General features: G+C 71.9%; 24 protein-coding genes. 13 read left to right on the forward strand and 11 right to left on the reverse strand.

All coding sequences use genetic code 11. From position 1 onward, the window contains the following. The first annotated feature begins 50 nt into the window (after nt 1–50). The 3 genes from V4F39_RS07180 to mdeB all read left to right on the forward strand — a co-directional run bounded on the left by V4F39_RS07180 (nt 51) and on the right by mdeB (nt 4,894). Entirely contained in the window at nt 51–734 is a 684-nt protein-coding gene (locus tag V4F39_RS07180) for a heavy metal response regulator transcription factor (RefSeq protein WP_332288632.1), read from the forward strand. Next, a complete protein-coding gene (locus tag V4F39_RS07185; RefSeq protein ID WP_332288633.1) occupies nt 731–2,098 on the forward strand; it encodes a heavy metal sensor histidine kinase in 1,368 nt (455 codons plus the stop codon). The genes V4F39_RS07180 and V4F39_RS07185 overlap by 4 nt, the downstream gene beginning before the upstream one ends. A 93-nt stretch (nt 2,099–2,191) precedes the next feature. Further along, the gene (gene mdeB / locus V4F39_RS07190; RefSeq protein ID WP_332288634.1) at nt 2,192–4,894 is read left to right on the forward strand and encodes an alpha-ketoglutarate dehydrogenase; all 2,703 of its coding nucleotides are present in this window, start codon (nt 2,192–2,194) and stop codon (nt 4,892–4,894) included. Between the two features lies 1 nt (nt 4,895). Here mdeB and V4F39_RS07195 read toward each other — a convergent pair whose 3' ends face one another. After that, on the reverse strand, nt 4,896–5,738 hold the full coding sequence (locus tag V4F39_RS07195) for a MipA/OmpV family protein (protein ID WP_332288635.1): 843 nt from the start codon (nt 5,736–5,738) through the stop codon (nt 4,896–4,898). A 114-nt stretch (nt 5,739–5,852) separates the two neighbouring features. On the opposite strand from V4F39_RS07195, the gene V4F39_RS07200 reads away from it, so the two are divergent. Then, nucleotides 5,853–6,353 carry a hypothetical protein gene (locus V4F39_RS07200; protein WP_332288636.1) on the forward strand — a complete coding sequence of 167 codons (501 nt, stop codon included), beginning with the start codon at nt 5,853–5,855 and terminating at the stop codon, nt 6,351–6,353. A gap of 21 nt (nt 6,354–6,374) precedes the next feature. Here the strand turns inward: V4F39_RS07200 and V4F39_RS07205 are convergent, their stop codons facing one another. Next, nucleotides 6,375–7,439 (reverse strand): YeiH family protein, encoded by a 1,065-nt coding sequence (locus V4F39_RS07205; RefSeq protein ID WP_378235069.1) that lies wholly within the window; start codon nt 7,437–7,439, stop codon nt 6,375–6,377. Then, nucleotides 7,436–8,227, reverse strand: coding sequence for a GntR family transcriptional regulator (locus V4F39_RS07210; protein ID WP_332288637.1), 792 nt, complete (start codon nt 8,225–8,227; stop codon nt 7,436–7,438). The genes V4F39_RS07205 and V4F39_RS07210 overlap by 4 nt, the downstream gene beginning before the upstream one ends. A 123-nt stretch (nt 8,228–8,350) precedes the next feature. Between V4F39_RS07210 and V4F39_RS07215 the strand changes: the two genes are divergently transcribed. The 5 genes from V4F39_RS07215 (at nt 8,351) to V4F39_RS07235 (ending at nt 13,096) form a co-directional block, all read left to right on the forward strand. Beyond that, a complete protein-coding gene (locus tag V4F39_RS07215; protein ID WP_332288638.1) occupies nt 8,351–8,632 on the forward strand; it encodes a flagellar biosynthesis protein FlgA in 282 nt (93 codons plus the stop codon). Nucleotides 8,633–8,746: 114 nt separating this feature from the next. Then, nucleotides 8,747–9,922, forward strand: a complete 1,176-nt coding sequence (locus tag V4F39_RS07220) for a UxaA family hydrolase (protein WP_332288639.1) — start codon at nt 8,747–8,749, stop codon at nt 9,920–9,922. A gap of 88 nt (nt 9,923–10,010) precedes the next feature. Then, entirely contained in the window at nt 10,011–10,946 is a 936-nt protein-coding gene (locus V4F39_RS07225; protein ID WP_332288640.1) for a hydroxyacid dehydrogenase, read from the forward strand. Nucleotides 10,947–10,973: 27 nt separating this feature from the next. Continuing rightward, nucleotides 10,974–11,987 (forward strand): Ldh family oxidoreductase, encoded by a 1,014-nt coding sequence (locus tag V4F39_RS07230; RefSeq protein ID WP_332288641.1) that lies wholly within the window; start codon nt 10,974–10,976, stop codon nt 11,985–11,987. Nucleotides 11,988–12,103: 116 nt separating this feature from the next. Then, nucleotides 12,104–13,096 carry a Bug family tripartite tricarboxylate transporter substrate binding protein gene (locus tag V4F39_RS07235; protein WP_332288642.1) on the forward strand — a complete coding sequence of 331 codons (993 nt, stop codon included), beginning with the start codon at nt 12,104–12,106 and terminating at the stop codon, nt 13,094–13,096. Between the two features lie 24 nt (nt 13,097–13,120). On the opposite strand, the gene V4F39_RS07240 is transcribed toward V4F39_RS07235, so the two are convergent. The 3 genes from V4F39_RS07240 to V4F39_RS07250 are packed head-to-tail and all read right to left on the reverse strand — an operon-like array spanning nt 13,121 to nt 16,076. Further along, entirely contained in the window at nt 13,121–14,002 is an 882-nt protein-coding gene (locus V4F39_RS07240) for a DMT family transporter (protein ID WP_332288766.1), read from the reverse strand. 2 nt (nt 14,003–14,004) lie between these two features. Then, nucleotides 14,005–14,541 (reverse strand): methylated-DNA--[protein]-cysteine S-methyltransferase, encoded by a 537-nt coding sequence (locus V4F39_RS07245; protein ID WP_332288643.1) that lies wholly within the window; start codon nt 14,539–14,541, stop codon nt 14,005–14,007. Then, a complete protein-coding gene (locus V4F39_RS07250; protein ID WP_332288644.1) occupies nt 14,538–16,076 on the reverse strand; it encodes an Ada metal-binding domain-containing protein in 1,539 nt (512 codons plus the stop codon). The genes V4F39_RS07245 and V4F39_RS07250 overlap by 4 nt, the downstream gene beginning before the upstream one ends. Nucleotides 16,077–16,185: 109 nt before the next feature. On the opposite strand from V4F39_RS07250, the gene V4F39_RS07255 reads away from it, so the two are divergent. Both V4F39_RS07255 and waaA read left to right on the forward strand, forming a co-directional pair. After that, nucleotides 16,186–17,574 carry a phosphomannomutase/phosphoglucomutase gene (locus tag V4F39_RS07255; RefSeq protein ID WP_332288645.1) on the forward strand — a complete coding sequence of 463 codons (1,389 nt, stop codon included), beginning with the start codon at nt 16,186–16,188 and terminating at the stop codon, nt 17,572–17,574. 43 nt (nt 17,575–17,617) lie between these two features. Beyond that, nucleotides 17,618–18,925, forward strand: a complete 1,308-nt coding sequence (gene waaA, locus V4F39_RS07260) for a lipid IV(A) 3-deoxy-D-manno-octulosonic acid transferase (protein ID WP_332288646.1) — start codon at nt 17,618–17,620, stop codon at nt 18,923–18,925. Here the strand turns inward: waaA and V4F39_RS07265 are convergent, their stop codons facing one another. From V4F39_RS07265 to V4F39_RS07285, 5 genes are all read right to left on the reverse strand, one after another. Next, nucleotides 18,926–21,298: a xanthine dehydrogenase family protein molybdopterin-binding subunit gene (locus tag V4F39_RS07265; protein WP_332288647.1), complete on the reverse strand. Its 2,373-nt coding sequence runs from the start codon at nt 21,296–21,298 to the stop codon at nt 18,926–18,928. It lies immediately after the preceding gene. A gap of 59 nt (nt 21,299–21,357) precedes the next feature. After that, on the reverse strand, nt 21,358–21,840 hold the full coding sequence (locus V4F39_RS07270) for a (2Fe-2S)-binding protein (protein ID WP_332288648.1): 483 nt from the start codon (nt 21,838–21,840) through the stop codon (nt 21,358–21,360). A 63-nt stretch (nt 21,841–21,903) separates the two neighbouring features. Next, nucleotides 21,904–23,250, reverse strand: coding sequence for a TolC family outer membrane protein (locus V4F39_RS07275; RefSeq protein ID WP_332288649.1), 1,347 nt, complete (start codon nt 23,248–23,250; stop codon nt 21,904–21,906). A 103-nt stretch (nt 23,251–23,353) separates the two neighbouring features. Then, nucleotides 23,354–24,007 (reverse strand): protein-L-isoaspartate O-methyltransferase family protein, encoded by a 654-nt coding sequence (locus V4F39_RS07280; RefSeq protein WP_332288650.1) that lies wholly within the window; start codon nt 24,005–24,007, stop codon nt 23,354–23,356. 47 nt (nt 24,008–24,054) lie between these two features. Continuing rightward, nucleotides 24,055–24,717 (reverse strand): TetR/AcrR family transcriptional regulator, encoded by a 663-nt coding sequence (locus V4F39_RS07285; RefSeq protein ID WP_332288651.1) that lies wholly within the window; start codon nt 24,715–24,717, stop codon nt 24,055–24,057. 94 nt (nt 24,718–24,811) lie between these two features. Between V4F39_RS07285 and V4F39_RS07290 the strand changes: the two genes are divergently transcribed. Further along, nucleotides 24,812–25,393 carry a DUF1439 domain-containing protein gene (locus V4F39_RS07290; protein ID WP_332288652.1) on the forward strand — a complete coding sequence of 194 codons (582 nt, stop codon included), beginning with the start codon at nt 24,812–24,814 and terminating at the stop codon, nt 25,391–25,393. An 88-nt stretch (nt 25,394–25,481) separates the two neighbouring features. Continuing rightward, nucleotides 25,482–26,339, forward strand: coding sequence for an undecaprenyl-diphosphate phosphatase (locus V4F39_RS07295; protein WP_332288653.1), 858 nt, complete (start codon nt 25,482–25,484; stop codon nt 26,337–26,339). Nucleotides 26,340–26,456 lie beyond the last annotated feature (117 nt).

Genomic DNA, 26,456 nt, shown 5'->3' on the forward strand with positions numbered 1-26,456 from the left:
GGGCGGTGCCGGCCCGGTCCGTCCCCGGACCGGCTGGCTAGACTGACGCCATGCGCGTACTCATCGTCGAAGACGAGGCTAAGACCGCCGACTACCTGCGCCGCGGCCTCACGGAGCAGGGCCATGTGGTCGACGTGGCCACCAATGGCATCGACGGCCGCCACGCGGCGCTGGAAACCCGTTACGACGTGATCGTGCTGGACGCGATGCTGCCCGGCATCGACGGCTTCGAGGTGCTGCGCGACGTGCGGCGCACCAAGCAGGTGCCCATCATCATGCTGACGGCGCGCGACCGCATCGAGGACCGCGTGCGCGGCCTGCAGGACGGCGCCGACGACTACCTCGTCAAGCCGTTCTCGTTCCTGGAGCTGAGCGCGCGGCTGCATGCGCTGTCGCGCCGCAGCCGCCAGCTGGAGCCCACCACGATCACCGTCGGCGACATGACGCTGGACCTGCTGGGCCGCAAGGTGCACCGCGGCGGCGACCGGATCGACCTCACGGCCAAGGAGTTCGCGCTGCTCACCGCGCTGGCACGGCGTGCCGGCCAGGTGCTGTCGCGCACCGAGATCGCCGAGCTGGTGTGGGACATCAACTTCGACAGCAACACCAACGTCGTCGAGGTGGCCGTCAAGCGGCTGCGCGGCAAGCTCGACGGCCCCTATCCGCGCAAGCTGCTGCACACGATGCGCGGCATGGGCTACGTGCTCGAGGAGCGCGAAGGCGACGCGCCATGACGCGTTACCTGTCCATCCGGCTGGCCGCGATGTTCGCGGGCTGTGCGGCCGTCGTCTTCCTGCTCGCCGGGCTGGCGCTGTACCAGGTGCTCGAGGAGGGCATGGCGCGGCAGGTGCGCGGGGAGGCCAAGCTGCGCGGCTCGTGGGTCGAGTCGGAGGTCGCACGCGTGCAGAGCGAGTCGCAGTGGCGGCTGTGGCTGGCGCCCAAGCTCGGCGCGGCCGACCTGGAGCGCAACGGCACCCGGCTGTGGATCGTCAGCGGCAACGCGGCCTTCCGCTACGGAACCCCGACGCCGGAGATCGAGGCGCTGGCCCGCGCAGGGGGCTTCGGCACGCTGGCCGAGGCGGGCCATCCCTGCCTGCTGGTCACCTGGGCGAAGACGGTGCCGGGCGACGGCGACCGGCCCGAGGTGACGATCGTGCTGGCCAAGGACCCGCTGCGGTTCTGGGAGACGCTGGCCGCGTTCCGCCTGGCGCTGATCGGCTTCGGCGCGGCCGGCGTGCTGGCGGTGGCCGCGCTCGGCCTGGGCATCGCGCGGGTCGGGCTGCGCCCGCTCAAGCGGCTGTCGGGCCAGGCGCAGGCGCTCGATCCGAACCACAAGCACCAGCGCCTGGCGCTGGCGCCGATGCCGGCCGAGCTCACCGACCTCACCGCGTCCTTCAACGGCGCGCTGCAGCGGCTGGAGGCGGCGTACCAGCAGCTCGAAGCCTTCAATGCGGATGTCGCGCACGAGCTGCGCACGCCCCTGGCCAACCTGATCGGCCAGACCCAGGTGGTGCTCACGCGCCGCAGGGACGCCGCCGAGCTGGCGGAGGTGCTGCACTCCAACCTCGAGGAGCTGGAGCGGCTGAAGGCCATCGTCAACGACATGCTGTTCCTCGCCCGGGTCGACCAGGGCGCGGCAGCCTCGCACCCGTCGGAAGTCTCGATCGCGGCGGAGGTGGCCAGGGTGGTGGACTTCCTCGATGCGCTGATCGAGGAGCGCGGCGTGCGCGTCACCGTGCACGGCGATGCCCGCGGCTGCGCCGAGACGGCGCTGCTGCAGCGCGCGCTGGGCAACCTGCTGGGCAACGCCATCGAGCACTCCGCCGCCGGCGACGAGATCACCGTGGCCATCTCCCGCGCGGGCGAACACGTCACCGTGGCCGTCAGCAACCCCGGCCGTGCCATCGAACGCCAACACCTCGCGCACCTGTTCGACCGCTTCTACCGCGTCGACACGGCGCGCCGCAACAGCGGCGGCAACCACGGCCTGGGCCTGGCCATCGTCAAGGCGATCGCGGCGATGCACCGCGGCTCGGTGTTCGTGCGCTCCGAGCAGGGGCTGAACACCTTCGGCTTCACGCTGCGCGCGCCTGCCTGACGCGCGCCGGTCCGGGGTCCGCCCGGTCGACCGGGGCCTCCGGTTCGATGCATCATCGGGCCGGGAATGTCCACGCCAACCGACAGGGGTTCCATGACCGACGCCTCGATGCACGCCCGGCCCGATGACGATCCGCAGGAAAGCGCCGAGTGGCGCGAGGCGCTGCAGGCGCTGCTGGAAGCGGCCGGGCCCGCGCGCGTGCGGCAGATCATGGACCTGCTCGCCGAGGCGGCCCGCGAGCCGGCGGTCGGTTGGCAGCCGGTGCGCGGCACGCCCTACGTCAACACCATCCCCGCCGAGCGGCAGCCGCCGTTCCCCGGCGACCTGGCGATCGAGGAGCGGCTCGCCTCGCTGATGCGCTGGAACGCGCTGGCGATGGTCGTGCGCGCCAACCAGGCCTACGGGGAACTGGGCGGCCACATCGCCAGCTATGCGAGCGCGGCCGACCTGTTCGAGGTCGGCTTCAACCACTTCTTCCGCGCCCGCGACGCGCGCTTCGGCGGCGACCTGGTCTTCTACCAGCCGCATTCGGCGCCCGGCGTGTATGCGCGGGCCTTCCTCGAGGGCCGGCTGAGCGCCGACGACCTGGCGCACTACCGGCAGGAGATCAGTGCACGGCGCGCCGGCGTGCAGGGCCTGAGCAGCTACCCGCATCCGTGGCTGATGCCGGCCTTCTGGCAGTTCCCCACCGGCTCGATGGGGATCGGTCCCATCAGCTCGATCTACCACGCCCGCTTCATGCGCTACCTGCAGCACCGCGGCGTGCTGGATGCGCAGGCCCCTGCCAGCGGCCCGGCCAGCCGCAAGGTGTGGGGCGTGTTCGGCGACGGCGAGATGGACGAGCCGGAGAGCATGAGCGCGCTGACGCTGGCCGCGCGCGAGCGGCTCGACAACCTGATCTGGGTCGTCAACTGCAACCTGCAGCGGCTGGACGGCCCGGTGCGCGGCAACGGCCGCATCGTCGACGAGCTGGAGGCGCTGTTCGCGGGCGCGGGCTGGAACGTGATCAAGCTCGTCTGGGGCTCGGATTGGGACGGCCTCTTCGCGCGCGACCGCGAGGGTGCGCTGGCACGCGCCTTCGCCGGCACGGTCGACGGCCAGTTCCAGACCTTCGCCGCCAAGGATGGACGCTACAACCGCGAGCACTTCTTCAACCAGAACGATGCGCTGCGGGCATTGGCCCAGGGGCTGACCGACGAGCAGATCGACCGGCTCAAGCGCGGCGGCCACGACCTCGTGAAGATCCACGCCGCCTACCACGCGGCGGTGCGGGCGGAGGGCCGGCCGACGGTGATCCTCGCGCAGACCAAGAAGGGCTACGGCATGGGCGAGGCGGGCCAGGGCCGCATGACCACGCACCAGCAGAAGAAGCTCGACCGCAGCGACCTGATCGCGTTCCGCAACCGCTTCGACCTGCCGCTGTCCGACGAGCAGGCGGCCAGCCTCGCGTTCTACAAGCCGGCTGCCGACAGCGCCGAGATGCGCTACCTGCTGGCCCGGCGCGCGGCACTGGGCGGCTTCGTGCCCTCGCGCACGGCGGCGCACCAGGCGCTGGCGGTGCCGCCGGTCTCGGGGTATGCCGGGTTCGCGCTGCAGGCCGAGGGCAAGGAGATGAGCACGACGATGGCCTTCGTGCGCATGCTCGCCGGCCTGCTGAAGGACCCGGGCCTGGGCCCGCGCGTCGTGCCCATCGTCGCCGACGAGGCGCGCACCTTCGGCATGGCCAACCTGTTCAAGACCATCGGCATCTATTCCAGCACCGGCCAGCAGTACGAACCGGAAGACATCGGCTCGGTGCTCAGCTACCGCGAGGCGAAGGATGGCCAGATCCTGGAGGAAGGCATCAGCGAGGCGGGCGCCGTCAGCTCCTGGGCGGCCGCGGCCACCAGCTACTCCGTGCACGGCACGCCGATGCTGCCCTTCTACATCTTCTACTCGATGTTCGGCTTCCAGCGCGTCGGCGACCTGATCTGGGCGGCCGCCGACCAGCGCGCCCGGGGCTTCCTGCTCGGTGCGACCGCCGGGCGCACCACGCTGGGTGGCGAGGGCCTGCAGCACCAGGACGGGCACAGCCTGCTGATGGCCGCCACGGTGCCCAACTGCCGCATCTACGACCCCGCGTCGGCAGGCGAATTCGCGGTGATCCTCGACGACGGCATGCGCCGGATGCTGGTGCACGGCGAGGACTGCTTCTACTACGTCACGCTGATGAACGAGAACCAGGCCCAGCCCTCGCTGCCCGACGGCGTGGCGCAGGACGTGGTGAAGGGCCTGTACCGGCGCGCTGCCGCACCCGGCGGCAGCGCCGCGGTGCGGCTGCTGGGCTCGGGCACCCTGCTGCAGGAGGTGGAAGCCGCGGCGAAGCTGCTGGCCGACGACTGGGGCGTGCCGGCCGAGGTCTGGAGCGCGACGAGCTACAGCGAGCTGGAGCGCGATGCCCGGGCCGCAGCGCGCCACGCCCGGCTGCACCCCGGCGAGCCGCCGCGGCGCAGCCATGTCGAGCAGTGCCTGGGCGGCGCGGCACCCATCGTCGCGGCCAGCGACTACCTGCGCGCGTGGCCGCAGCTCATCGCGCCCTACCTCGAAGCGCGCTTCACCGTGCTCGGCACCGACGGCTTCGGCCGCAGCGACACCCGCGCCGCGCTGCGGGCCTTCTTCGAAGTCGACCGCCATCACGTCGTGCTGGCGGCGCTGGACGCGCTGTCGCGCGCCGGCACGGTCGACGGCGGCCTGTGCGCGCAGGCCATCGTGCGCTACGGGTTGCGCACCGGCGATCCGGCACCCTGGACGTGCTGAGTCAGTCGAACGCCGCGCGCTGCGAGCGCAGCCAGGTGTAGGTCACGCCCACGCCCACCGACGCGCCGGTGTTCTGGCGCACCAGCGGGCTGCCGCGGTTGGCTGCGCCCTCGACGGTGTCGATGCGCGCGAATCCGAACAGCCGCCAGTCCCGCGCGGGCTGGTAGGAGAAGGAGGCCCCCAGCCGCCAGGCGATCAGGCCGCTCCCGGCGGCGTACGCCGGCCGGTCGGGCCGGGCATGGACGGGGGCGACGCCGTAAAGGGTGTCGGCCAGGCGCCGGTCGCCGATGACGGCGCTGGCCGACGCCGAGTAGGCCCAGCGGCCCGACGCGCGCCGCTCGTAGACGATCTCCGGCTCGAAGGCCATGCCGCGGTGCGCCAGGCGGTCGCTGAGATCGAACACGCCGCGCAGCGGCAGCTCGAGCCGCCAGCGGCCGCCGGCCGGACCGTCGCCGAGCTGCCATTTGATGCGCGGGCCGAACTCGACCAGCGTGCCCAGGTCCGGCATGCCGCGCCGGGCCTCGACCTCGTCGGAATCGGCCCCGAAGGCGCCCGCGAAGCCGATGTCCAGCTCCATCCGGCGGGTCTTGACCGCGCGCAGCCCGGCGGTCTCCCGGTCGGCGCGCAGGAACTGGCCGCGGTAGATGAGGAACGGCAGCACCAGGCCGCGGTTCACCTGCTCGTCGGCACCCGGGTATGCCTGCTGGGAGACGCCGAAGCCGAGCGCGCCGATCTCCCACAGCGGCAGTGCGGCCGCAGGGCCATCCTGCGCCTGGACGGCGGGCAGGGCGGCCAGGCAGGCCGCCACGCCGCAGAACTTGGCGAACAACGCGGATGAACGCACCGTGAACTCCTCGTGCCAAAGGGGGAGCGGGGCATCGTAGCCGCAGGCAAATCGTTACGTCTTGCGAGGGTCCGCACTGCTCAAGCCGTGCTTGCCGCCGCCGAAGACCGTGGCATGCATCCCCGCGACTTCGAACTGCAGAACCTCACCGAGAACCACCGCGGTGTGCGCCGGCATCGCTTCATGGAATCGGCCGACATCAATGCCGCGTTCCTCGCGGTGTTCGCACCACTGCGCTCGAACATCCGGCGGGGCCGCAGCATCGGGGGCCAGATCTTCGCGATCGAGATGGACGCGTGCATCCCCGGCGAGTTGCTGGGCACCAGCTGGATACCCGCGGCCACCTACGGCATCGCCGATCCCGAGGTGCTGGCCGACGAAGCCCGGCGGCAGGCGCTGTTCGCCCGGTTGCTGGCCGAGCGCCGCGCCGAGGCGCTGTTCGCCTACATCTGCGAGCGCATACCGGCGGCCGGCGAGCCGCTGCTGTACGTGGAGATCGTCTCGGCGGACGGCCGCTACGCCGCGGAGCACCCCATCGTGGAGGGCGGCGGCTGGCACCTGCGCGAGCTGCACCGCGGCGCGCACCGCCGGCTCGGGCCCTCCGGGACGCGCTGAACCCGCCGCGCCCGCACGGCTTCAGCGGCGCCACCAGGCGCAGGCGAGCACCAGCGCGGCGAGCCACAGCGTCTCGGCCAGGATCAGCACGAACGGGCGCCAGCCGGCGCTGGCCAACTGCCTGAACGAGGTCTTCATGCCCAGCGCCGCGATGGCGACGACCAGGCAGCCGCGCGACACGTCGTTCAGCGCGCCCTGGACCTGCGTGCCGAGCGCGCCCAGCGAGTTCAGCAGCACCATCGCGACGAACACCCACAGGAACCACGGCACCAGCGGCTGCCGGGCTTTGCCGCCGCCCTCGGCATGGCTGGCCTCGCGCGCGCGCTTGAAGGCCGTGGACACCACCACCACCACCAGCGCCAGCATGGCCACGCGGAACAGCTTGACGATGGTGGCGATGTCCCCCGTGGCCGGCCCGAGCATGTAGCCCGCGCCCACCACCTGCGCCACGTCGTGGATGGTGCCGCCGATGAAGAGCCCGGCCAGCTCCGGCGGCAGGTTCAGCACGCGCGCGACGCTCGGGTAGAGCACCATCGCGACGGTCGACATCACCGTCACCGTGACGACGACCATCAACGTGAAGCGCTCGCCCTCCTTGTCGCGCGGCAGCACGGCGGAGATGGCGAGCGCCGCCGAGGCGCCGCAGATGGCCACCGAGCCGCCGGAAAGCACGCCCTGCGCCCGGGTCATGCCCAGCCAGCGCGCCAGCAGCAGGCCGGCGCCGATCGTCGTGACGACGCCGGCCACGACGATCAGCGCCGTCGACCAGCCGAGGCCGACGATCTGCGTCGCCGTGATGCGAGCGCCCAGCAGCCCGACCCCGAAACGCAGCAGCGTGCGCGAGCAGAACTCGATGCCGGGCTTGGTCTTGCCGTCCTGGCTCAGGTAGTGGAACGCCACGCCGAAGAACAGCGCGTACAGCAGCTGCGGGCCGCCATGCAGCGTCGACACGAAGGTGGCGGCCAGCGCGATGACGGCGGTGAGCGCCGAGCCCGGCAGCCACGAGAGCACCTGCTGCGCCCAGGCCCTGGCCCGCGGGGCCGGTGCGCCGGCCAGCGCGGAGGGTTCGCTGGAGGGGCCGCTCACGAGGGCCTCGACAGCAGGTTCACGTAGTCGTGCCGCGTGGTGTCGATGGTCGACACCCGGTGCTCCACCGGCTTGTCGCCGAAGGTGAGCGCGGTCCGCTGTACCGACATCACCGGCATGCCCTGCGCCACGCCGAGGATGCGCGCCGCCGTGCGGTCTGCGGCCACGGCCCGGGCCCGTTCCTGCGCGCGCACGACCGTGATGCCGAACTCCGTCTGGTAGAGGTGGTAGATCGTGCTGGGCCGCTCCCGGAAGCGCTTCTCGGTCAGCCCCTTGAACAGCAGCGAGGGCAGCGTGAGGCGGTCGTGGATCACCGCCTTGCCCTGCAGCAGCAGGCGGTTGTCGATCTGGATGACGGGCTCGCCGGCCTTCATGCCCAGCGCCTGCGCGATGTCCGCATCCACACGCAGGCGCTCGAATGCGACCAGCTCGACCTTGGGCGCTTCGCGCAGCCCGTCGCTGCGCTCGACGTGGAAGAACTGGAACAGGAAGCGGTCGGTGTTGTGCATGGCGACGAAGGTGCCGCGGCCCTGCCGGCGCACGAGGATGTGCTCGGCCACCAGTTCGTCGACCGCGTGGCGCAGGGTGCCGATCGACACGCCCAGGGCGGCCGCCAGCCCGGTCTCGCTGGGCAGCGCACCGCCCGCGGGGTAGGTGCCGGCCTCGATGGCGCGCAGCAGCGAGCGCTTGACGACGCGGTACAGCGGCGCGCCCGCCGCGTCGGGCGCGATGGGAGCGAAGTCGGCGGCCGTCGCCACGGACGCCGGGGGGGACGCAATGAGTGCCATGGCGCCATTGTCGTCCGGCGCGCCGGATTCATCCAAGTCATATAAATGACCTGTTTGACACTCCGAGAAGCCGGCTCCGACACTGCGTTCCGTTGAAACCCAACGTGGAACAGGAGACAGCACATGATTCACTTCGTACTGCACGACGCCAAGGACACCGTGGCCGTCGTCGTCGTCGAGGGTGTGAAGGCCGGCATGCAGCTCAATGGCTGGATCATGGACGAGGACAAGATGATCAGCGTCGATGCCAAGCAGGACATCCCCATCGGCCACAAGGTGGCGCTGCGCGACATGGCCACCGGCGACACGGTCTGGAAGTACGGCATCGACATGGGCAAGGTGGTCGCGCCGATCAAGGCCGGCGAGCACGCGCACGTCCAGAACATCAAGACCAAGCGGTGGTGAGCCCACCCCCGGAGCGGCTTCGCCGCACCCCCTCGAGGGGGCGGCACCGGCAGACCGGCGCAGCCGGATCTGCGGTGCCTGCTTGAGCCAGTCACACAGTTTGGAGACCATCAGATGAGCATCATTTCCACCGACACCACCTTCCTGGGCTACCGCCGCGAGAACGGCCGCGTCGGCGTGCGCAACCACGTCATCATCCTGCCGCTCGACGACCTGTCGAACGCGGCGGCCGAGGCGGTGGCGCACAACATCAAGGGCGCGCTGGCGATCCCGCACCCCTACGGCCGCCTGCAGTTCGGCGCGGACCTGGACCTGCACTTCCGCACGCTGATCGGCGCGGGCTGCAACCCCAACGTGGCGGCGGTGGTCGTCATCGGCATCGAGGACGGCTGGACGAAGAAGGTGGTCGACGGCATCGCCGCCACCGGCAAGCCCGTGGTGGGCTTCGGCATCGAGGGCCACGGCGACCACGACACCATCATGAAGGCCAGCAAGGCGGCGCGCGAGTTCGTGCAGTGGGCCAGCGAGAAGCAGCGCGAGGTCTGCCCGATCAGCGAGCTGTGGGTCTCCACCAAGTGCGGCGAGAGCGACACCACCAGCGGCTGCGGCGCCAACCCGACGGTCGGCAACGCGTTCGACAAGCTCTACGAAACCGGCAACACGCTGGTCTTCGGCGAGACCTCCGAGCTGACCGGCGGCGAGCGCATCGTGGCCGAGCGCTGCCGCACGCCCGAGGTGAAGGAGCGCTTCATGTTCATGTTCAACCGCTACCAGGACATGATCAACCGCCACAAGACGAGCGACCTCTCCGACAGCCAGCCGACCAAGGGCAACATCGCCGGCGGCCTGACGACCATCGAGGAGAAGGCGCTGGGCAACATCCAGAAGATCGGCAAGAAGTGCCTGGTCGACGGCGTGCTCGACAAGGCCGAGGTGCCGACCGGCCCGGGCCTGTGGTTCATGGATTCGTCGAGCGCCGCGGCCGAGATGGTGACGCTGTGCGCGGCCTCGGGCTACGCGGTGCACTTCTTCCCGACGGGGCAGGGCAACGTGATCGGCAACCCGATCCTGCCCGTCATCAAGATCTGCGCGAACCCGCGTACCGTGCGGCTGATGAGCGAGCACATCGACGTCGACACCTCAGGCCTGCTGCAGCGCGACATCACCCTCGACCAGGCCGGCGACCAGCTGCTGGAGTGCATGCTGCGCACCGCCAACGGCCGCCTCACCGCCGCCGAGGCGCTGGGCCACCGCGAGTTCGTGCTGACCCGCCTGTACGAGTCCGCATGATGGCCAGGGCCGAGCGCCGGGCCGCTCCCAAGCCGGCCCGTGTCCCCTTGGGGGACCGGTCGACGTACTCGTCGAACGAGGGGCTGGCATGAGCCGAGTTGTCATCACGGAGTTCATGGACGAGCCCGCGGTCGCGAGGCTGCGAGCGGCCCATGACGTGCTTTACGACCCGAAGCTCGTCGACGACGCCGTGCGGCTGCATGCCGAGGCGGCCTCGGCCGACGTGCTGATCGTGCGCAACCGCACGCAGGTGCGCGGCGAGCTGCTCGCGTCGATGAAGCGCTGCCGGGTCGTCGGCCGGCTCGGGGTCGGGCTCGACAACATCGACGTGCCGGGCTGCGAGGCCCGCGGCATGCGCGTGATCCCGGCCGCCGGGGCCAACGCGCTCAGCGTGGCGGAGTATGTGATCGGCACGGCGATGCTGCTGCTGCGCGGCGCCTACCAGTCGACGGCCGACGTGGCCGCGGGCCGCTGGCCGCGGCCGGCGCTGAGCAACGGGCGCGAGGTGGGCGGCAGGACGCTGGGGCTGATCGGCTTCGGCTCGATCGGCCAGCTCACCGCGCGGCTGGCGCAGGGCCTGGGCATGCGGGTCATGGCGTACGACGCCATGCTGGATGCGGACCATCCTGCCTATGCAGCTTCGGGCGTGTCGCCCGCGGGGCTCGACGCGCTGATCGCCCAGGCCGACGTGATCAGCCTGCACGTGCCGCTGGTCGATTCGACGCGCGGGCTCTTCGGAGCCGGGCGCATCGCGGCGATGAAGCGCGGCGCGGTGCTGGTCAACACCGCGCGCGGCGGCATCGTCGACGAGTTGGCGGTGGCCGAGGCGCTGCGCAGCGGGCACCTGGGCGGCGCGGCGCTCGATGTGTTCGATGCCGAGCCGCTGGCTGCGGCACCGCACTTCACGGGCTGCCCGAACCTGGTGCTCACGCCGCACATCGCCGGCGTGACGGCCGAATCGAACGAGCGCGTCAGCAGCCTGATCGCCGACAAGGTGCTCGAGGCGCTGAACGGGACACCGTGAAAGGACCGCAATGAGGGAGATCCACTGATGCCGATGCTCACTCTGCAGCAGGCGCGCGAGGCCGTGGCCGCGGCGCTGCGTGAGGCCGGCGCCGGCGAGGCGATGGCGCAGGCCACCGCGCGTGCGCTGGTGCTGGCCGAGGCCCAGGGGCTGGGCTCGCACGGGCTCAGCCGCATTCCGCAGTACACCACGCACCTGCGCAACGGGCGGGTCGATGGCGCCGCGGTGCCCGAGGTGCGGACCGGCAACGGCCGGCAGCGCGCGGCGTTCATCGTCGACGCGGGCGAGGGCCTGGCCTTCCCGGCCTGCGAGCTGGCGGTGGCCGAAGCCGTGGCCCGTGCGCGCGAGTTCGGCATCGCCATCGCGGGCGTGGCCAACAGCCACCACTGCGGTGTCGTCGTCGACCACCTGCGTGCCGCGGCCGAGGCCGGCATGGTGGCGCTGGGCTTCGCGAATTCGCCGGCCGCGATGCCGGCGGCCGGCGGGCGGCATCCGATCTTCGGCACCAACCCGGTGGCGGCGGTGTTCCCGCGCCGCGGGGCCGACCCGCTGATGATCGACCTGAGTCTGAGCGAGGTGGCGCGCGGCAAGCTGATGGTGGCGGCCAAGGAAGGCCGCAGCATCCCGCCGGGCTGGGCGCTCGATGCAGACGGCGAACCGACCACCGACCCTAAGGCGGGCATGGCGGGCTCGATGCTGCCGATCGGGGCGGCCAGCAGTTCCAAGGGCGCGATGCTGGCCCTGATGGTGGAGCTGCTGGTCACCGCGCTGGTCGGCGCGCAGTTCGGCTTCGAGGCGTCGAGCTTCTTCGTCGACGAAGGCAACCGGCCGCGCATCGGCCAGGCCTTCATCGTGATCGACCCCGGCGCGCTGGCCGGCTCGAACGCCTACCTCGACCGCATCGAGGTGCTGGTGGCCGAGATGCTGAGCGACGACGGCGTGCGCCTGCCCGGTGCGCGCCGCGAGCAACTGCGCCGCCAGGCCGAGCGCGAGGGCATCGCGGTGCCCGATGCGCTGCTGGCTTCTTGGAGCAAGTCATGACTGGCTGACACCCCCAGAACCTTGGCGCGGCCCCCCGCCGCGCCTTCCGTCGGCCTCCACGCAAAAACCTCATCGGCCCATTCCCCGGGTCCGATGTTCATAACGGAGACAAAGGCATGCAACGACGAGACATGATGCGGCGCACGACCGCGCTGGCCGGCGCCGCGATGGCGCTGGCCCTGGGCACCGGCCCCACCTGGGCCAACGATGCGGACTACCCGAAGCCGGGTGCGACGCTGCGCTACGTGGTGCCGTTCCCGCCTGGCGGGCTCACCGACATGATGGCGCGCACGGTGGCGCAGCAACTGGGCGAACGCTGGAAGGTCAGCGTCGTCGTCGACAACAAGCCGGGCGGCGGCGGGCAGATCGGCGCCGACGCGGTGGCCAAGGCGCCGCCCGACGGCAACACGCTGCTGGCGATCACGCTGACGCACGCGGCCAACGTCACGCTGTTCCCGAAGGCGTCGTTCAACTTCCAGAAGGACCTGCGGCCGGTCGCGCTGCTGGCCGGCAGCCCGATGCTGGTCGTCGTGCCTGCGGCCAGCCCGATCAAGGACCTGAAGGACCTGGTGGCGCAGGCGAAGCAGCGCTCGCTGAACGCCGGCTCCAGCGGCAACGGCACGCCGCCGCACCTGACGCTGGCGCTGTTCAACGACATCAACAAGACGACGATCCAGCACGTGCCCTACAAGGGCGGCGCGCCGTCGATGACCGACCTGATCGGCGGCCAGCTCGATGTGATCTTCTCGAACTTCCCCGAGTCGGTGGCGCACGTGAAGAGCGGCAAGCTGCGCGCGCTGGCCGTCTCGACCGAGGCGCGCTACCCGTCGCTGCCCGATGTGCCCACCACCGCCGAGGCCGGCATGCCGGGCCTGGTGGTGGAGAACTGGACGGCGCTGATGGTGCCCGCCGGCATGGCGGAGCCGGCCGTGCAGAAGCTGGGCGCCGAGGTCGTGAAGATCATGAAGCAGCCCGACATCGAGGAGCGGGCGAAGCAGCAGGGCTTCCGCGTGGATGCACGCGGCCCCGAGGCCTTCTCGGCGTTCCTGAACGCCGAGGTGGCGCGCTGGGGCGGCGTGATCCACAAGGCGGGCATCCGGCCGGATTGAGGCGGCCGGCGAGCGGCGCCTGGGCTACCGGGGCCGCGGCAGCACGCCTGTCGCCAGGCTGGTGCCCAGCAGGATGACCGCGCAGCCCGCCACCATCGTGCCGGTCAGCGGCTCGCCCAACAGCATCCAGCCCCACAGCACCGCGAAGGCCGGGATCAGGAAGGTCACGGTGATCGCGTTCGCCGGCCCGACGTTGGCGATGAGGCGGAAGAACAGCAGGTACGCCACGCCGGTGCACAGCACCGCCAGCATCGCGGCGGCGGCCCAGTCGCCCGCGGCGGGCGGTTGCGCCGGCCAGGCCAGGGCGGCCGGCAGCGCCAGCGACAGCGTGGCGCCCAGTTGGCTGCCCGCCGCCACCGGCATCAACGGCACGCCCGTGAGCCAGCGCTTAGTGCAGCTGGCGCCCAGGCCGTAGAAGAAGGCGGCCAGCAGGCAGGCGGCGATCGCCGCGGCGGGGCTGACGCCGTGGTCGCCGGGCTTGAGGCTGGCCTTGTCCCATGCCAGCCAGGCCACGCCGGCGAAGCCGATCGCCAGGCCGATCACGCGCGAGCGGGGCAGCTTGTCCTTCAGCCACACCCGCGCCACGAGCGCGGCCCACAGCGGCGCGGTGGCGTTGAAGATCGACGACAGGCCGGCGCTGATCGCCAGCGCGGCGTAGCTGAACAGCAGGAACGGCAGCGCCGAGTTCACCACGCCCACCGCCAGCACCGGCCGCCAGTGCGCGCGCAGGGCCGGCAGCTCGCGCCGCCATGCCAGCAGGGGCAGCAGGAAACACGCGGCGCCGCCGACGCGCACGGCGGCCAGCGCCACCGGGCCGAAGGCCGCCGCGCCCATGCGCATGAAGAGGAAGGCGGCGCCCCACAGCGCCGCGAGCATCGTCAGGTCGAGCAGATCACGGGGGCGCATCGTCACGCGAACAGCTCCTCGTTGCGCGAGCCCGCCGGCACCGCGCCTTCGAGCGCCAGCAGCGCCCGCTTGCGGTCGAGCCCGCCGGCATATCCGGTAAGGCTGCCGTCGCGGCCGACCACGCGGTGGCAGGGCACGATCACGCTCACCGGGTTGCGGCCGATCGCCGCGCCCGCGGCCCGCACCGCGGCAGGCGCCCCGGCCAGTTCCGCGATCTCGGCATACGTGCGTGTGGTGCCGGGTGCGATGTGCTGCAGCGCCATCCACACCGCACGCTGGAAGGGTGTGCCCAGCAGGTCCAGCGGCACGCCGAAGGGCTCGCTCGCGTCGCCCGCCCAGTAGCGGCGCAGCGCGTCGCGCGCCTGCACGATGAAGCGGTGGCGGTCGTCGACCGGCGCGGTCAGCACGCCCGGGTGGTGCGACTGGCCATCGAACCACAGGCCGGCGAGCCCGAGTTCGGTGACGGCGATGGTCAGCGGGCCCAGCGGCGTGGTCAGCCGCGACTGCGCGCTGAGGCGGGGGAGTTTGGCGTGGGTCATTTCAGTGTCTCGAGGTGTTGCCAGAGGCGCATCACGGCGTAGCCGCGCCACGGGCGCCAGGCTTCGGCCTGCGCCAGCACGGCGGCCACGTCGCGGGTGCCCAGGGCGTTGAGCAGGCCGATGTCGGTGGAGGGGAAGGCGTCGGGCCAGGCCAGCGCGCGCAGCGCGATGAGCTGGGCCGTCCATTCGCCGATGCCGGGCAGCGCCTGCATCGCGGCCATGGTGGCGGCCAGCGGCGCGCCGCGGTGCAGCGCGATGCGGCCGGCGTGCACCTCGGCGGCCAGCGCCTGCAGGGCCCGCACGCGCTGGCGCACGATGCCCAGCCGGCCGATCTCCTCGGGGTCGGCCTGGGCGATGGCGGCCGGGGTGGGCGGCAGGCGCACCAGGTCGGCGAAGGGTGTCTCGATCGCTTCGCCGAAGCGCTCGGCGATGCGCCTGGCCAGCGTGCGCGCCGCGGCCACCGTGACCTGCTGGCCCAGCACCACGCGCATCGCGGTCTCGAAGCCGTCGAAGCTGCCGGCCAGGCGGATGCCGGGCACGGGCACCATCGGCAGCGTCGCGAGCACGGGGTCGACCAGCGCCGGGTCGGCGTCGAGGTCGAGCGCATGCCGCACACGCTGCAGCGCCGCGCCGAGCACCGGCACGAACGCGGGCGAGAGGGTCACGTGCACCTCGTGCCGCTCGGGCACGAAGCGTAGCTCGAGCCAGCCGGCGAGGGCCTCGGCGCCGTGCGGCATGACCAGCGTGCGGCGCAGCGAGAGGCCGTCCACCGCCTCGATGCCGGGCACCGCGCGCTGCGCGAAGAAGCGCAGAACGCCCGGCACATCGAACGGCGGGCGGTAGCCCAGGCGAAGCACGGGCTGCGCCGGCGATGGCCGTGCGCGCCCGCGGCCGGCCGGCATGGCGCCGCGCGGGCTGCGGACCGGTGCACCGGCTTCCGGGCCGGCGGGTTCGCGGCGCAGCGCGCTCGGGCTCAGCCGGTAGCGTTCGGCGAAGGCGGCGTTGAAGCGCCGCACGCTGCCGTAGCCGCTGGCCAGCGCCACGTGCGTGACGGGCATCGCCGTGTCCGTCAGCAGCCGCTTGGCGAGCAGCAGGCGCTGCGTGGTCAGGAAGTCGATCGGCGAGACGCCGTGCGCCTCCTGGAAGATGCGGCGCAGGTGGCGGTCGGTCACGCCCAGGCGGCCGGCCACGCCGGGCAGCGAGACGGGCTGGCCTTCCATCACCGCCTGCTCCATCAGCCGCGCCGCGTGCTGCGCCAGCACCTGCGACGAATCGGTGAACGACAGGCCCGGCGCCAGCTCGGGGCGGCAGCGCAGGCAGGGGCGGAAGCCGGCCTGCTCGGCGCTGGCGGCGTTGCCGAAGAAGCGGCAGTTGCGCTGCAGCGGCAGGCGCACGCGGCACACCGGCCGGCAATAGATGCCGGTGGAGGTGACACCGACGAAGAAGCGCCCGTCGAAGCGCGCATCCCGCGCCGCGAGCGCGGCGTAGCGGGCGTCGGGCGTGTCGGCTTCGGCAGGGGCGGCTGCGGTGTCCATGGCGTGATTGTCGACGCCGCGGCCGGCACGACTCGCCGTTTTCGGACCTGTGCCCGGCCTCCGGGAAAACGCCAAGCGCTGCCTACAATGGTCCGCACGGAGGATATGAATGAACGTGACTGCTTCGGCCTTCAAGGCCTACGACATCCGCGGCATCGTCGGCCAAGCCATCGACGAGACTTTCGCAGAACATCTGGGCAAGGCCTTTGGTACCGAAGCAGTCGCCGCCGGTGAGAAGGCGGTCGCCGTCGGGCGCGACGGGCGCCTGTCGGGCCCCGGCCTGGCCGCCGCGTTGATCCGCGGCCTGGCGTCCACCGGGCTCGACGTGGTCGACCTCGGCGCCGTCACCACGCCGATGCTGTACTACGTGGCGGCCACGCGCGGCCGCCATGGCTGCAACAGCGGCATCCAGGTCACCGGCAGCCACAACCCGAAGGACTACAACGGGTTCAAGATGGTGCTGGCCGGCCGCGCCATCTACGGCGACGAGATCCAGGGCCTGCGCCGGCGCATGGAGGCCGAGGACTACACCGTCGGCAAGGGCCGCTCGGCCGCGATGGACATCGTGCCCGAGTACATCGCCCGCATCGTCGGCGACTGCAAGCTCAAGCGCCCGCTGAAGGTGGTGGTCGATTCGGGCAACGGCATTCCCGGTGCCTCGGCGCCGCAGCTGCTGAAGGCGCTGGGCTGCGAGGTCATCGCGCTGTACAGCCGGGTCGACGGCGATTTCCCGAACCACCACCCCGATCCTTCCAAGCCCGAGAACCTGCAGGACCTGATCCGCACGGTGCACGCCGCCGAGGCCGACATCGGCCTGGCCTTCGATGGCGACGGCGACCGCCTGGGCGTGGTGACGAAGGACGGCCAGATCATCTACCCCGACCGCCAGCTCATGCTGTTCGCGCAGGACATCCTCACCCGCGTGAAGGGCGGCACCATCATCTTCGACGTCAAGTGCACGCAGCGCCTGGCGCCGGCCATCAAGGCCGCCGGCGGCGTGCCGCTGATGTGGAAGACCGGCCACTCGCTGGTCAAGGCCAAGATGAAGGAAGTGAAGGCGCCGATCGCCGGCGAGATGAGCGGCCACGTGTTCTTCGGCGAGCGCTGGTACGGCTTCGACGACGCGAGCTACACCGCGGCGCGTCTGCTGGAGATCCTCTCCCGCCACGACGACCCGAGCGCGGTGCTGAACGCGCTGCCCACCAGCTTCAGCACGCCCGAGCTGAACGTGGCCTGCGCCGAAGGCGAGCCGCGCGAGGTGATCGAGAAGCTGCTGGCCAACGCCGACTTCCCCGGCGCCGAGGTGGTCACGACCGATGGCCTGCGCGTGGATTTCGACGACGGCTTCGGCCTGATCCGCGCCTCCAACACCACGCCGGTGCTGGTGCTGCGCTTCGAGGGCCACACCGAAGAGGCCCTGCACCGCATCGAGTCGGACTTCATGGCGCGCTTGCGCGCCGTCAAGCCCGACGCGCAGGTGGCCGCCTCCGCGCACTGAGCGCCGGGCGGTCCTCCATCGACGGGTTCTTCCTGCAGGGCGAATGTCCCACTGGCTTGCGCGACAGCTGTACGGCGCGCTGCTGACCGTCCTCACGCCGCTGTACCTGTTGCGGCTGTGGTGGCGGGGCCGCCGGGAGCCCGCCTACCGACGGCGCGTGCGCGAACGGCTGGGCTTCTACCGCACGCGCCGCCGCGCCATCAAGGGCCGCGTGATCTGGCTGCATGCCGTGTCGCTCGGCGAGACGCGCGCCGCTGAGCCGCTGATCGCCGCGCTGCGGGCGCACATGCCGGGCATGCGGCTCGTGCTCACCTGCAGCACCGCCACCGGCCTGGAAGCCGGCCGGGCGCTGCTGGGCGAGGAGGACGTGCAGACCTGGCTGCCCTACGACACGCCCGGGGCCACGCGGCGCTTCCTGCGCCGCTACCGGCCGCTGGCCGGCGTGCTGATGGAGACGGAGATCTGGCCCAACCTGCTGCAGGCCGCGCGGCAGGCGCGGCTGCCCATCGTGCTCGCCAACGCCCGCCTGTCCGAGCGCAGCCAGCGCAAGGGCGAGCGGTTCGCACTGCTGCTGCGCCCCGCGGTGCAGAGCCTCACGCGCGTGCTGGCGCAAACCGACGGCGATGCGCAGCGCCTGCAGCAGGCGGGCGCACCGCGGGTCGAGGTCTGCGGCAACCTGAAGTACGACGTCGCGCCGCCGCCCAAGCTGCTGGCGCGCGGCCTGCAATGGCGCGAGCCGCTCAACCACGGCCCGCGCGCGGTGGTGCTGGCAGCCAGCACGCGCGAGGGCGAGGAGCACATGCTGCTGGCCGCCTGGCGTGCGCTGCCCGCGCCGCGCCCCTTGTTGCTGATCGTGCCGCGCCATCCGCAGCGCTTCAACGAGGTGGCGCTGCTGGTCGACAACAGCGGCTTCACGCTGGCGCGCCGCAGCAGCTGGGGCGATACCCCGCCGGCGGAGGCGGCGCAGGCCGACGTGTGGCTGGGCGATTCGATGGGCGAGATGCCGCTGTACTACGCGCTCGCCGATGTGGCGCTGCTGGGCGGGAGCTTCGCACCGCTGGGCGGGCAGAACCTGATCGAGGCCGCCGCCTGCGGCTGCCCCGTCGTGATGGGCCCGCACACCTTCAACTTCGACGAAGCGGCGGAGCTGTCGCTGCGCGCGGGCGCGTCGGTGCGCGTGGCCGAGATGAGCGACGGCGTGCAGCGCGCGGCGGCGCTGGCCTCCGACCCGCAGCGCAATGCCTGGGTGCAGAACGCCTTCGAGTTCGCCGCGGCGCACCGCGGCGCCACCGAGCGCATGGCGCGGCGCATCATCGAGGTGGTGATCGCCGGGCGGCCCCCCGACGCCTGATCAGCCCGCCCCGCCCGGCAGCGCCGCCAGCGGCGGCGGATCGAAGTCGGACCGCAGCGCCCGCCACACCCGCTCGGACGTGACCGGCATCTGGATGCGCTCGGCGTCGCGCCCGAGGCCGGCGTGGTCCAGCGCATCGATCACTGCGTTGACCACGGCGGGTGTCGCGCCGATGGTGCCGAGCTCGCCCACGCCCTTGACGCCCAGCGGGTTGGTGAGGCACGGGATGGAGGTGTCGAACCGCGTCTTGAAACCGACGAAGCCGTCGGCGTGCGGCATCGCGTAGTCGAGGAAGCTGGCGGTCAGCAGCTGGCCGGACTCGCGGTCGTAGACGACCTGCTCCGACAGCGCCTGGCCGATGCCCTGCACCGCGCCGCCCTCGATCTGCCCGCGCACGATCGCAGGGCTCACGACGCGGCCGATGTCGTTCACCGACGCATACGCGACGATCGCCACCTCGCCGGTGGCGGGGTCGATCTCGACCTCGCAGACGTGGCAGCCGTTCGGCCAGCTCGGGGCGCTCGCGGCGTGGGTCACGTCGACGCGGATGCGCCGGTCGGGCTGCCGCCCGGCGAGGTCGAACAGGCCGATGCCGAGGTCGGTGCCGGCCACCGTCAGCCGGCCGGCGCGGTACTCGATGTCGGCCGCCGGCGCCTCGAGCGTCTCGGCCGCGAGCTCCCGGGCCTGTTCGACGGCGCGCTCCGATGCGAGCTGCACCACGGAGCCGCCAGTGAAGAGGGAGCGCGACCCCGCGCTGCCGAAGCCGTTGGCACGGTCGGTATCGCCCTGCAGGATGCGGATGCGGTCCATCGGCACGCCGAACACGTCGACGGCCAGCTGGGTGTAGCTGGTCGCAATGCCCTGGCCCATGGCCTGGGTGGCGGAGCTCACCTCGATGTAGCCGTCGGCCGTGACGTCGATCGCGACGCGCTCTTCCAGGGCATTGCCGCCGGTCCATTCGAGGAAGGTGGCGATGCCGCGGCCGCGCAGCCGGCCGCGGGCGCGGCTCGCTTCGCGGCGGGCGCCTAAGCCGTGCCAGTCGGCGAGCTCGAGTCCCTGGTCGAGGATCTGCTCGAAGCGGCCGCTGTCGTAGGTCTGGCCCATCGGGTTGCGGTACGGCATCTGCCCGGGCCGGATCATGTTGCGCCGGCGCAGCTCCGCCGGATCGAGCTGGAGCGCACGGGCGGCGGCGTCCATCAGCCGCTCCATCACGTAGATCGCCTCGGGGCGGCCCGCGCCGCGGTAGGCCCCGGTGGGCGCACGGTGGGTCAGCACCGCGGTGAAGTGCAGGTCGATGGTCTGCAGGTCGTAGATGCTGGTCGACACCCACGGCCCGATGAGCACCTGGATGGCCACGCCCGGGGCGGTGGCGTGCGCGCCGACGTTGGCCAGCGACCGCACGCGCAGCGCCAGCGCGCGGCCGTCCGCGTCGAGCGCGAGTTCGGCGTGCGTGAGCACGTCGCGGCCGTGCGTCGACGCGAGGAACTCCTCGATGCGCTCGGCCCGCCAGCTCACCGGCCGCTTCAGCGCGAGTGCCGCGTGCGCCACGGCGATGTCCTCGGGGTAGAGGCCGGTCTTCATGCCGAAGCCGCCGCCGACGTCGTCAACGAGCACGCGCACGTTGTCGCGCGTGAGGCCGGGCAGGGCGTCCGCCAGGCCGTTGCGCACGGCGGTGGGCATCTGGTTGGACAGCCGCACGGTGAGCCGGCCGGCGGCGGCGTCCCATGCGGCCTGCGTGCAGCGCGGCTCCATCGGGCTGGCGGCCAGTCGCTGGTTCACGATGTCGACCGAGACGACGTGCGCGGCCCGGGCGAACGCGGCCTGCGTCGCGGCGGCATCGCCGTGGCGCATCTCGGCGGCGACGTTGTCGGGCGCCTCGGCGCAGAGCACCGGTGCGCCGGGCGTGACGGCCTGCACCGGGTCGGTGACGGCGGGCAGTTCCTCGTAGTCGATCCACAGCGAGGCCGCGGCCTCGCGCGCAGCCTCGCGCGTCTCGGCGACGACGGCGGCAACCGCCTCGCCGACGAAGTACACGGTCTCGTGCGCGAGCGCGCGCCGCGGCGGGGTGGCGCCGGGGCTGCCGTCGGGCCGCTTGAAGGCGCCGATGCCGGGCATCGGCGCGACGCCCGCCGCCGCCAGGTCGGCACCGGTGTAGACGGCGAGCACCCCGGGCAGGGCGAGCGCCGGGGCGGTGTCGATCGACACGATGCGTGCATGCGCATAGGTCGACCGCGCGAACGCCAGGTGCACCTGGCCGGCGGGGGCCACGTCGTCGGTGAAGCGGCCGCGGCCGGTGACCAGCGCCGGGTCCTCGACCCGGCGCACCGTGTGGCCGCTGCCGAAACGGCCGGTGTCGACGGGGGCGCTGCTCATGGGACTGCCCTCCGCACTGCGTGCTCCGGGATGAGCGCTTGGGGAGCGGCCCGGCGCGCTCATGGCTGGCTGCCTTGCGCGATCGCGCGCGCGGCGACCTGCACCGATTCGACGATGTTGGCGTAGCCGGTGCAGCGGCACAGGTTGCCTTCCAGCGCGTGCGCGATGCGTTCGGCGCTGGGCCGAGGATCGGTCTTCAGCAGGCAGACGGCGGTCATCACCATGCCCGGGGTGCAGAAGCCGCACTGCAGGCCGTGGCAGGCGACGAAGGCCTCCTGCACCGGGTGCAGCGGGCCACCTTCGGGCGCGAGGCCCTCGATGGTCGTGACCGAGCGCCCCTCGGCCTGCACCGCCAGCACCGCGCAGCTCTTGACGGCCTCGCCGTCGAGCAGCACGGTGCAGGCGCCGCACTGGCTGGTGTCGCAACCGATGTGCGTGCCGGTCAGGCCCAGCGGGCCGCGCAGCAGGTCGACGAGCAGGGTGTTGGGTTCGGCGGCGGCCGCCGCGGGCCGGCCGTTGACGCGGAGTTGCAGCTGACGCATGGGTTCCCTTTGCGATGGCCCGTGCATGCTAGCGGCTGCGGGCCGGATGCGCCGGCCGCGGGGTCAGCGGGTCAGCAGGGCATTGATGGCGAGCAGGTCTTCGCCGCCGAGCTGGCCGGCGGCCTGCTTCAGCCGCAGCGTGCCGAGCAGCACGTTGTAGCGCGCGAAGGCCAGGTCGCGCTGCGTGGTGAAGAGCTGCGTTTGCGCGTTGAGCACGTCGAGGTTGACGCGCACGCCGACCCGGTAGCCGAGCTGCGTCGCTTCCAGCGCGAGCTTGCTCGAGGTTTCGGCGGCTTCCAGCGCGCGCACCTGCGCGAGGCTCGACTGCACCTGGAAGTACGCGGTGCGTGTGGCGGTGGCCACCGCCCTGCGGGCGGCTTCGAGGTCGTTGCGTGCCTTCTCTTCCAGCGACAGCGTTTCCTTGACCCGGTTCTGCACGGAGAAGCCCGCAAACAGCGGCAGGTTCATCTCCACCCCGACGGTGGCGGGCACGCTGTTGCCGGGCAGCTCGGCGGCGTTGCCGCGCTGGCGCTGGCCGCCGAAGCGCGCCACCAGCTCCACGGTGGGCAGGTGGCCGGCCCGGGCCTTCTCGGTTTCGAGCTTGGCGTTGTCCAGGCCGGCCTGTGCGCGCCGGATGCCCGGGTGCACCTGCCATGCGCTGTTGACCCAGGCTTCCGCATCGGCCGGCCTGGGCTCGGGCAGCATCACCGGCTGGGCCAGCGGATCGGGCTGCACGTTGCTGCGGCCCACGAGCTGGTCGAGCACGACGCTCTTGGTGCGCAGGTCGTTGTCGGCGGCCAGCTCCTGCGAGGTGGCGAGGTCGAAACGCGCCTGCGCTTCGCGCGTGTCGGTGATGGTGGCGGTGCCGACCTCGAAGTTGCGCTTGGCGGAGGCGAGCTGCTCGCCGATCGCCTGTTTGTTGGCCCGCGCGGTGGACAGCGTGTCCTGCGCGGCCAGCACGTCGAAGTACGCCTGGGCCACGCGGACCACCAGGTCCTGCTCGGCGGTTTCCAGCTCCGCGCCGCTGGCCTCCAGCAGCACCCGCGCCTGGCCGATGGTGGCGTCGTTGGCCCGGTTGAACACCGTCTGCCGGCCGTTCAGCGCGGCCGCGGTCGTGTGGGTGCGCAGCGTGGCGCCGCGGGTGCGCCAGTCGGTGTCGGAATCGGTGTACGAAGCGCCGAGCCCGAGGCTGGGCAGCCTCAGCGCATCGGCCTGCGCCGCGCGGTACTGCGCCGAATCGGCCTGCGCTCGCGCCGCCAGGTAGGTGGCGTCGTAGGGCCGGGCGGCGTTGTACAGCTCGATCAGCGACTGCGCGTGTGCGCTGCCGGCGGCACCCGCCGCCAGCGCACACGCCAGCGGCAGGGCGTCGGCCGGCCTGCGCAGCAGGCGGCGAAACAGGGAACGGCGCATGGAGAACTCCTTTTTCAGGGCGTTATCGGGCATGCGACAACCTGCACGTCGCGGGCCGTGGGCGGGGGTGATTGCAGCGAAGCCGGGCCGGCCGCGCATGCGTTCAGAAGCTGAAGCGCGTCGGTTCGCCGAAGCCCGACAGCCGGGGCGCGACCGTATCGAAGAGTTCCTCGCGCTGGTAGGCGGCCGCCCCCGTGCGCGTGATCAGCACGGCGCGCATCACGGGCTCCTGGCCGACGATGGCGGCCAGCCTGCCGCCTTCCTTCAACTGCGCCAGCAGGACCTGCGGCACCGCGGAGACCGAACCCGACAGCAGGATCACGTCGAACGGTGCTTCGGCGGGCAGGCCGCCGACGCCATCGGCCTCGACGACCTTGGCGTTCAGCACGCCGGCGCGGCGCAGGTTCTCGCGCGCCAGGGCGGCGAGCTCGGGATTGATCTCCAGCGTGGTCACGCGCTGCGCCTGCGCGGCCAGCAGCGCGGCCATGTAGCCGGAGCCGGCACCGATCTCCAGCACGCGGTCGGAGGGCCGGACCTTGAGTTCCTGCAGCAGGCGGGCCTCGATCTTGGGCTCGAGCATCGACTGCCCCCCGGGCAGCGGCACCTGGGTGTCCATGAACGCCAGCGCGCGGTGCGCCTGCGGGACGAACGCTTCGCGCTGCACCCGCGTCAGCAGGGACAGCACATCCTGGTCGAGCACGTCCCACGGGCGGATCTGCTGCTCGATCATGTTGAAGCGGGCTTGTTCGATGTTCATGGCGTTGGGCGCGAAAGTCGGCGGAAATGCGGGCGAAGCGTGGAAGTTTATTTCGGCAGCGGCGCGTCGATCCGAAGCGAACGCACCACCAGCGCGATGTGGTCGTCGATGAAACGGTGCGGATCGACCATGTCCTCGGCCTCGTGCATGCAGGCGCCCAGGGCGTGCTTGTGCAGGCACAGCATCACCAGCGGCAGCAGCAGCGAATGGGTCACGTGCGCGATGGTGGCGGGCCGCAGCTGGCCCCTGGCGATGCCGCGCTCGATCATCTGGCCGATCAGGCGCTCGCCTGGGACCATGACCTCGCTGACGTAGAACGCGGAGATCTCCGGGAAGTTGCGCGCCTCGGTCACGATGAGCTTGAACACGCCGGAGGCGGGGCTGTCGTACATGCGCTGCCACCAGCGTGCCAGCACGCCGAACGCCACCTCCGGGTCGTCGTCGGCGTGCTGCGCGATCTCCGCCCCTCCGGCGGCGACCTCGTCGCCCAGGTAATGCCGGATCACGGCCTTCAGCAGTTCTTCCTTGCTGGGGTAGTAGAGGTACAGCGTGCCCTTGGACACGCCCGCACGCGCGGCGACCTCCTCGGACCGGCTGTTGGCGAACCCCTTCTCGACGAACACCTCCAGCGCGGCGGCCAGCAGTTCCTGGGGACGCGCTTCCTTTCGGCGTTGACGGGGTGCGGCACTCGGCGCGGCAGCAGGGGACATCGGGAGGGCTTGTTACTGACTGGTCGGTCAGTAATGTAGCCTCTGCCGTCCGGCGGGGTCAACCGCGGCGGCCGGCTTCGGTAAGCTGCGGCGCATGGCACCTCGACACCCCCGACGTTTCTGGATCGCCGCGATGGTCGCTGCGGCGATCACCACCGGCTGCATGCCCCTCGGCCTGCCGCGCACGATCGTCATCACCGAAGCCCAGCTGCAGGAGAAGCTGGCCGAACACTTCCCCGTGCAGCAGCGGCTGATGGCGGTGCTCGACATCGAGGTGCAGCGGCCCCAGGTGCGCCTGCTGCCCGAGCGGGGCCGGGTGGCCGCGGTGCTGAACGTGGACGCCACCGAGCGCCTGTCGCGCAAGCGGCTGCGCGGCCGCCTGGATGCGGACAGCCAGCTGCGCTTCGATCCGCGGGACATGGCGTTGAAGCTCTCGGGCGTGCGCGTGTCGACGCTCGACGTGCAGGACGCGGGCGGCAATTGGCCCGCGCCCCTGCACAACGCGGCGCTGCTGCTGGCCGAGCAGCTGCTCGAAGGCCAAGTGGTCTGGCGGGCCTCGGCGTCGCAGGCCGAACGGCTGGCGCGCCTGGGCGTGCAGGCGGTCGACGTGCAGGTCACGTCCCGCGGCATCGAGATCACGCTGGACGCGGCGGCGGCTGGGGCTCTCCCGGATTGACATCCGCGCATGGCGTGCAGGCCGTCACGGGCCGGCCGCTATGATCGCCGGCTGTTTGGAGCCGAGCGCTTGGCAAGGAGGCCTGTACGTGGATGTGATGTTGCTGGTGAAGGCTGCGGTGATGGGCCTGGTCGAGGGCTTCACGGAGTTCCTGCCGATTTCTTCCACGGGCCACCTGATCCTGGCTGCATCGCTGCTGAAGTTCCACGGCAACGCGGCCAAGGTGTTCGAGATCGCCATCCAGACCGGCGCGATGTTCGCGGTGGTCTGGGAGTACCGCGAGCGGCTGGGCCGCACCGTCTCGGGCATCACGCACGATCCGGTGGCGCAGCGCTTCGCGCGCAACGTGCTCATCGCCTTCATCCCGGCCGTGGTGCTGGGGCTGGCGTTCGGCAGCGCGATCAAGGCCAGCCTGTTCCATCCGGTGCCGGTGGCCATCGCGTTCATCGTCGGCGGGCTGGTGATCCTGTGGGTCGAGCGCCGGCACCGCAGCCGCTTCGGCGAGCGCGATCTCGAAGGCGTGCGCCACGCCCGGGTGGAGACGGTCGACGACATGACGGCGCTGGATGCGCTCAAGGTCGGGCTCATCCAGTGCGTCGCGCTGGTGCCCGGCACCAGCCGGTCGGGCTCCACGATCATCGGCGCGATGATCTTCGGCTTCTCGCGCAAGGCCGCCGCCGAGTTCAGCTTCTACCTCGGGATCCCGACCTTGATGGGTGCCGGCGCCTATTCGGTGTGGAAGGAGCGCGCGGCGCTCAGCATGGCCGATGCGCCGATGTTCGCCGTGGGGCTGGTCTTTGCCTTCATCAGCGCGCTGCTGTGCATCCGCTGGTTGATCCGCTATGTCTCGTCGCACGACTTCACGGTCTTCGCGTGGTACCGCATCGTCTTCGGCGGCATCGTGCTGCTGACGGCCTGGAGCGGCTGGGTCGACTGGTCGGCCTGACCCGTCCGCGCGCGCCGCGGCCTTGCGCCCTGCGCATCACTGCGATGCGGAGATTTCATGCCCGGGCAAGCCGCGCCGCACCGGTGTGCGGGGCTAGCATGGCCGCCCCAAGGAGAG

Origin of the sequence: Aquincola agrisoli, assembly GCF_036621135.1 — a bacterium.
Lineage (GTDB): Bacteria > Pseudomonadota > Gammaproteobacteria > Burkholderiales > Burkholderiaceae_C > Aquincola > Aquincola agrisoli.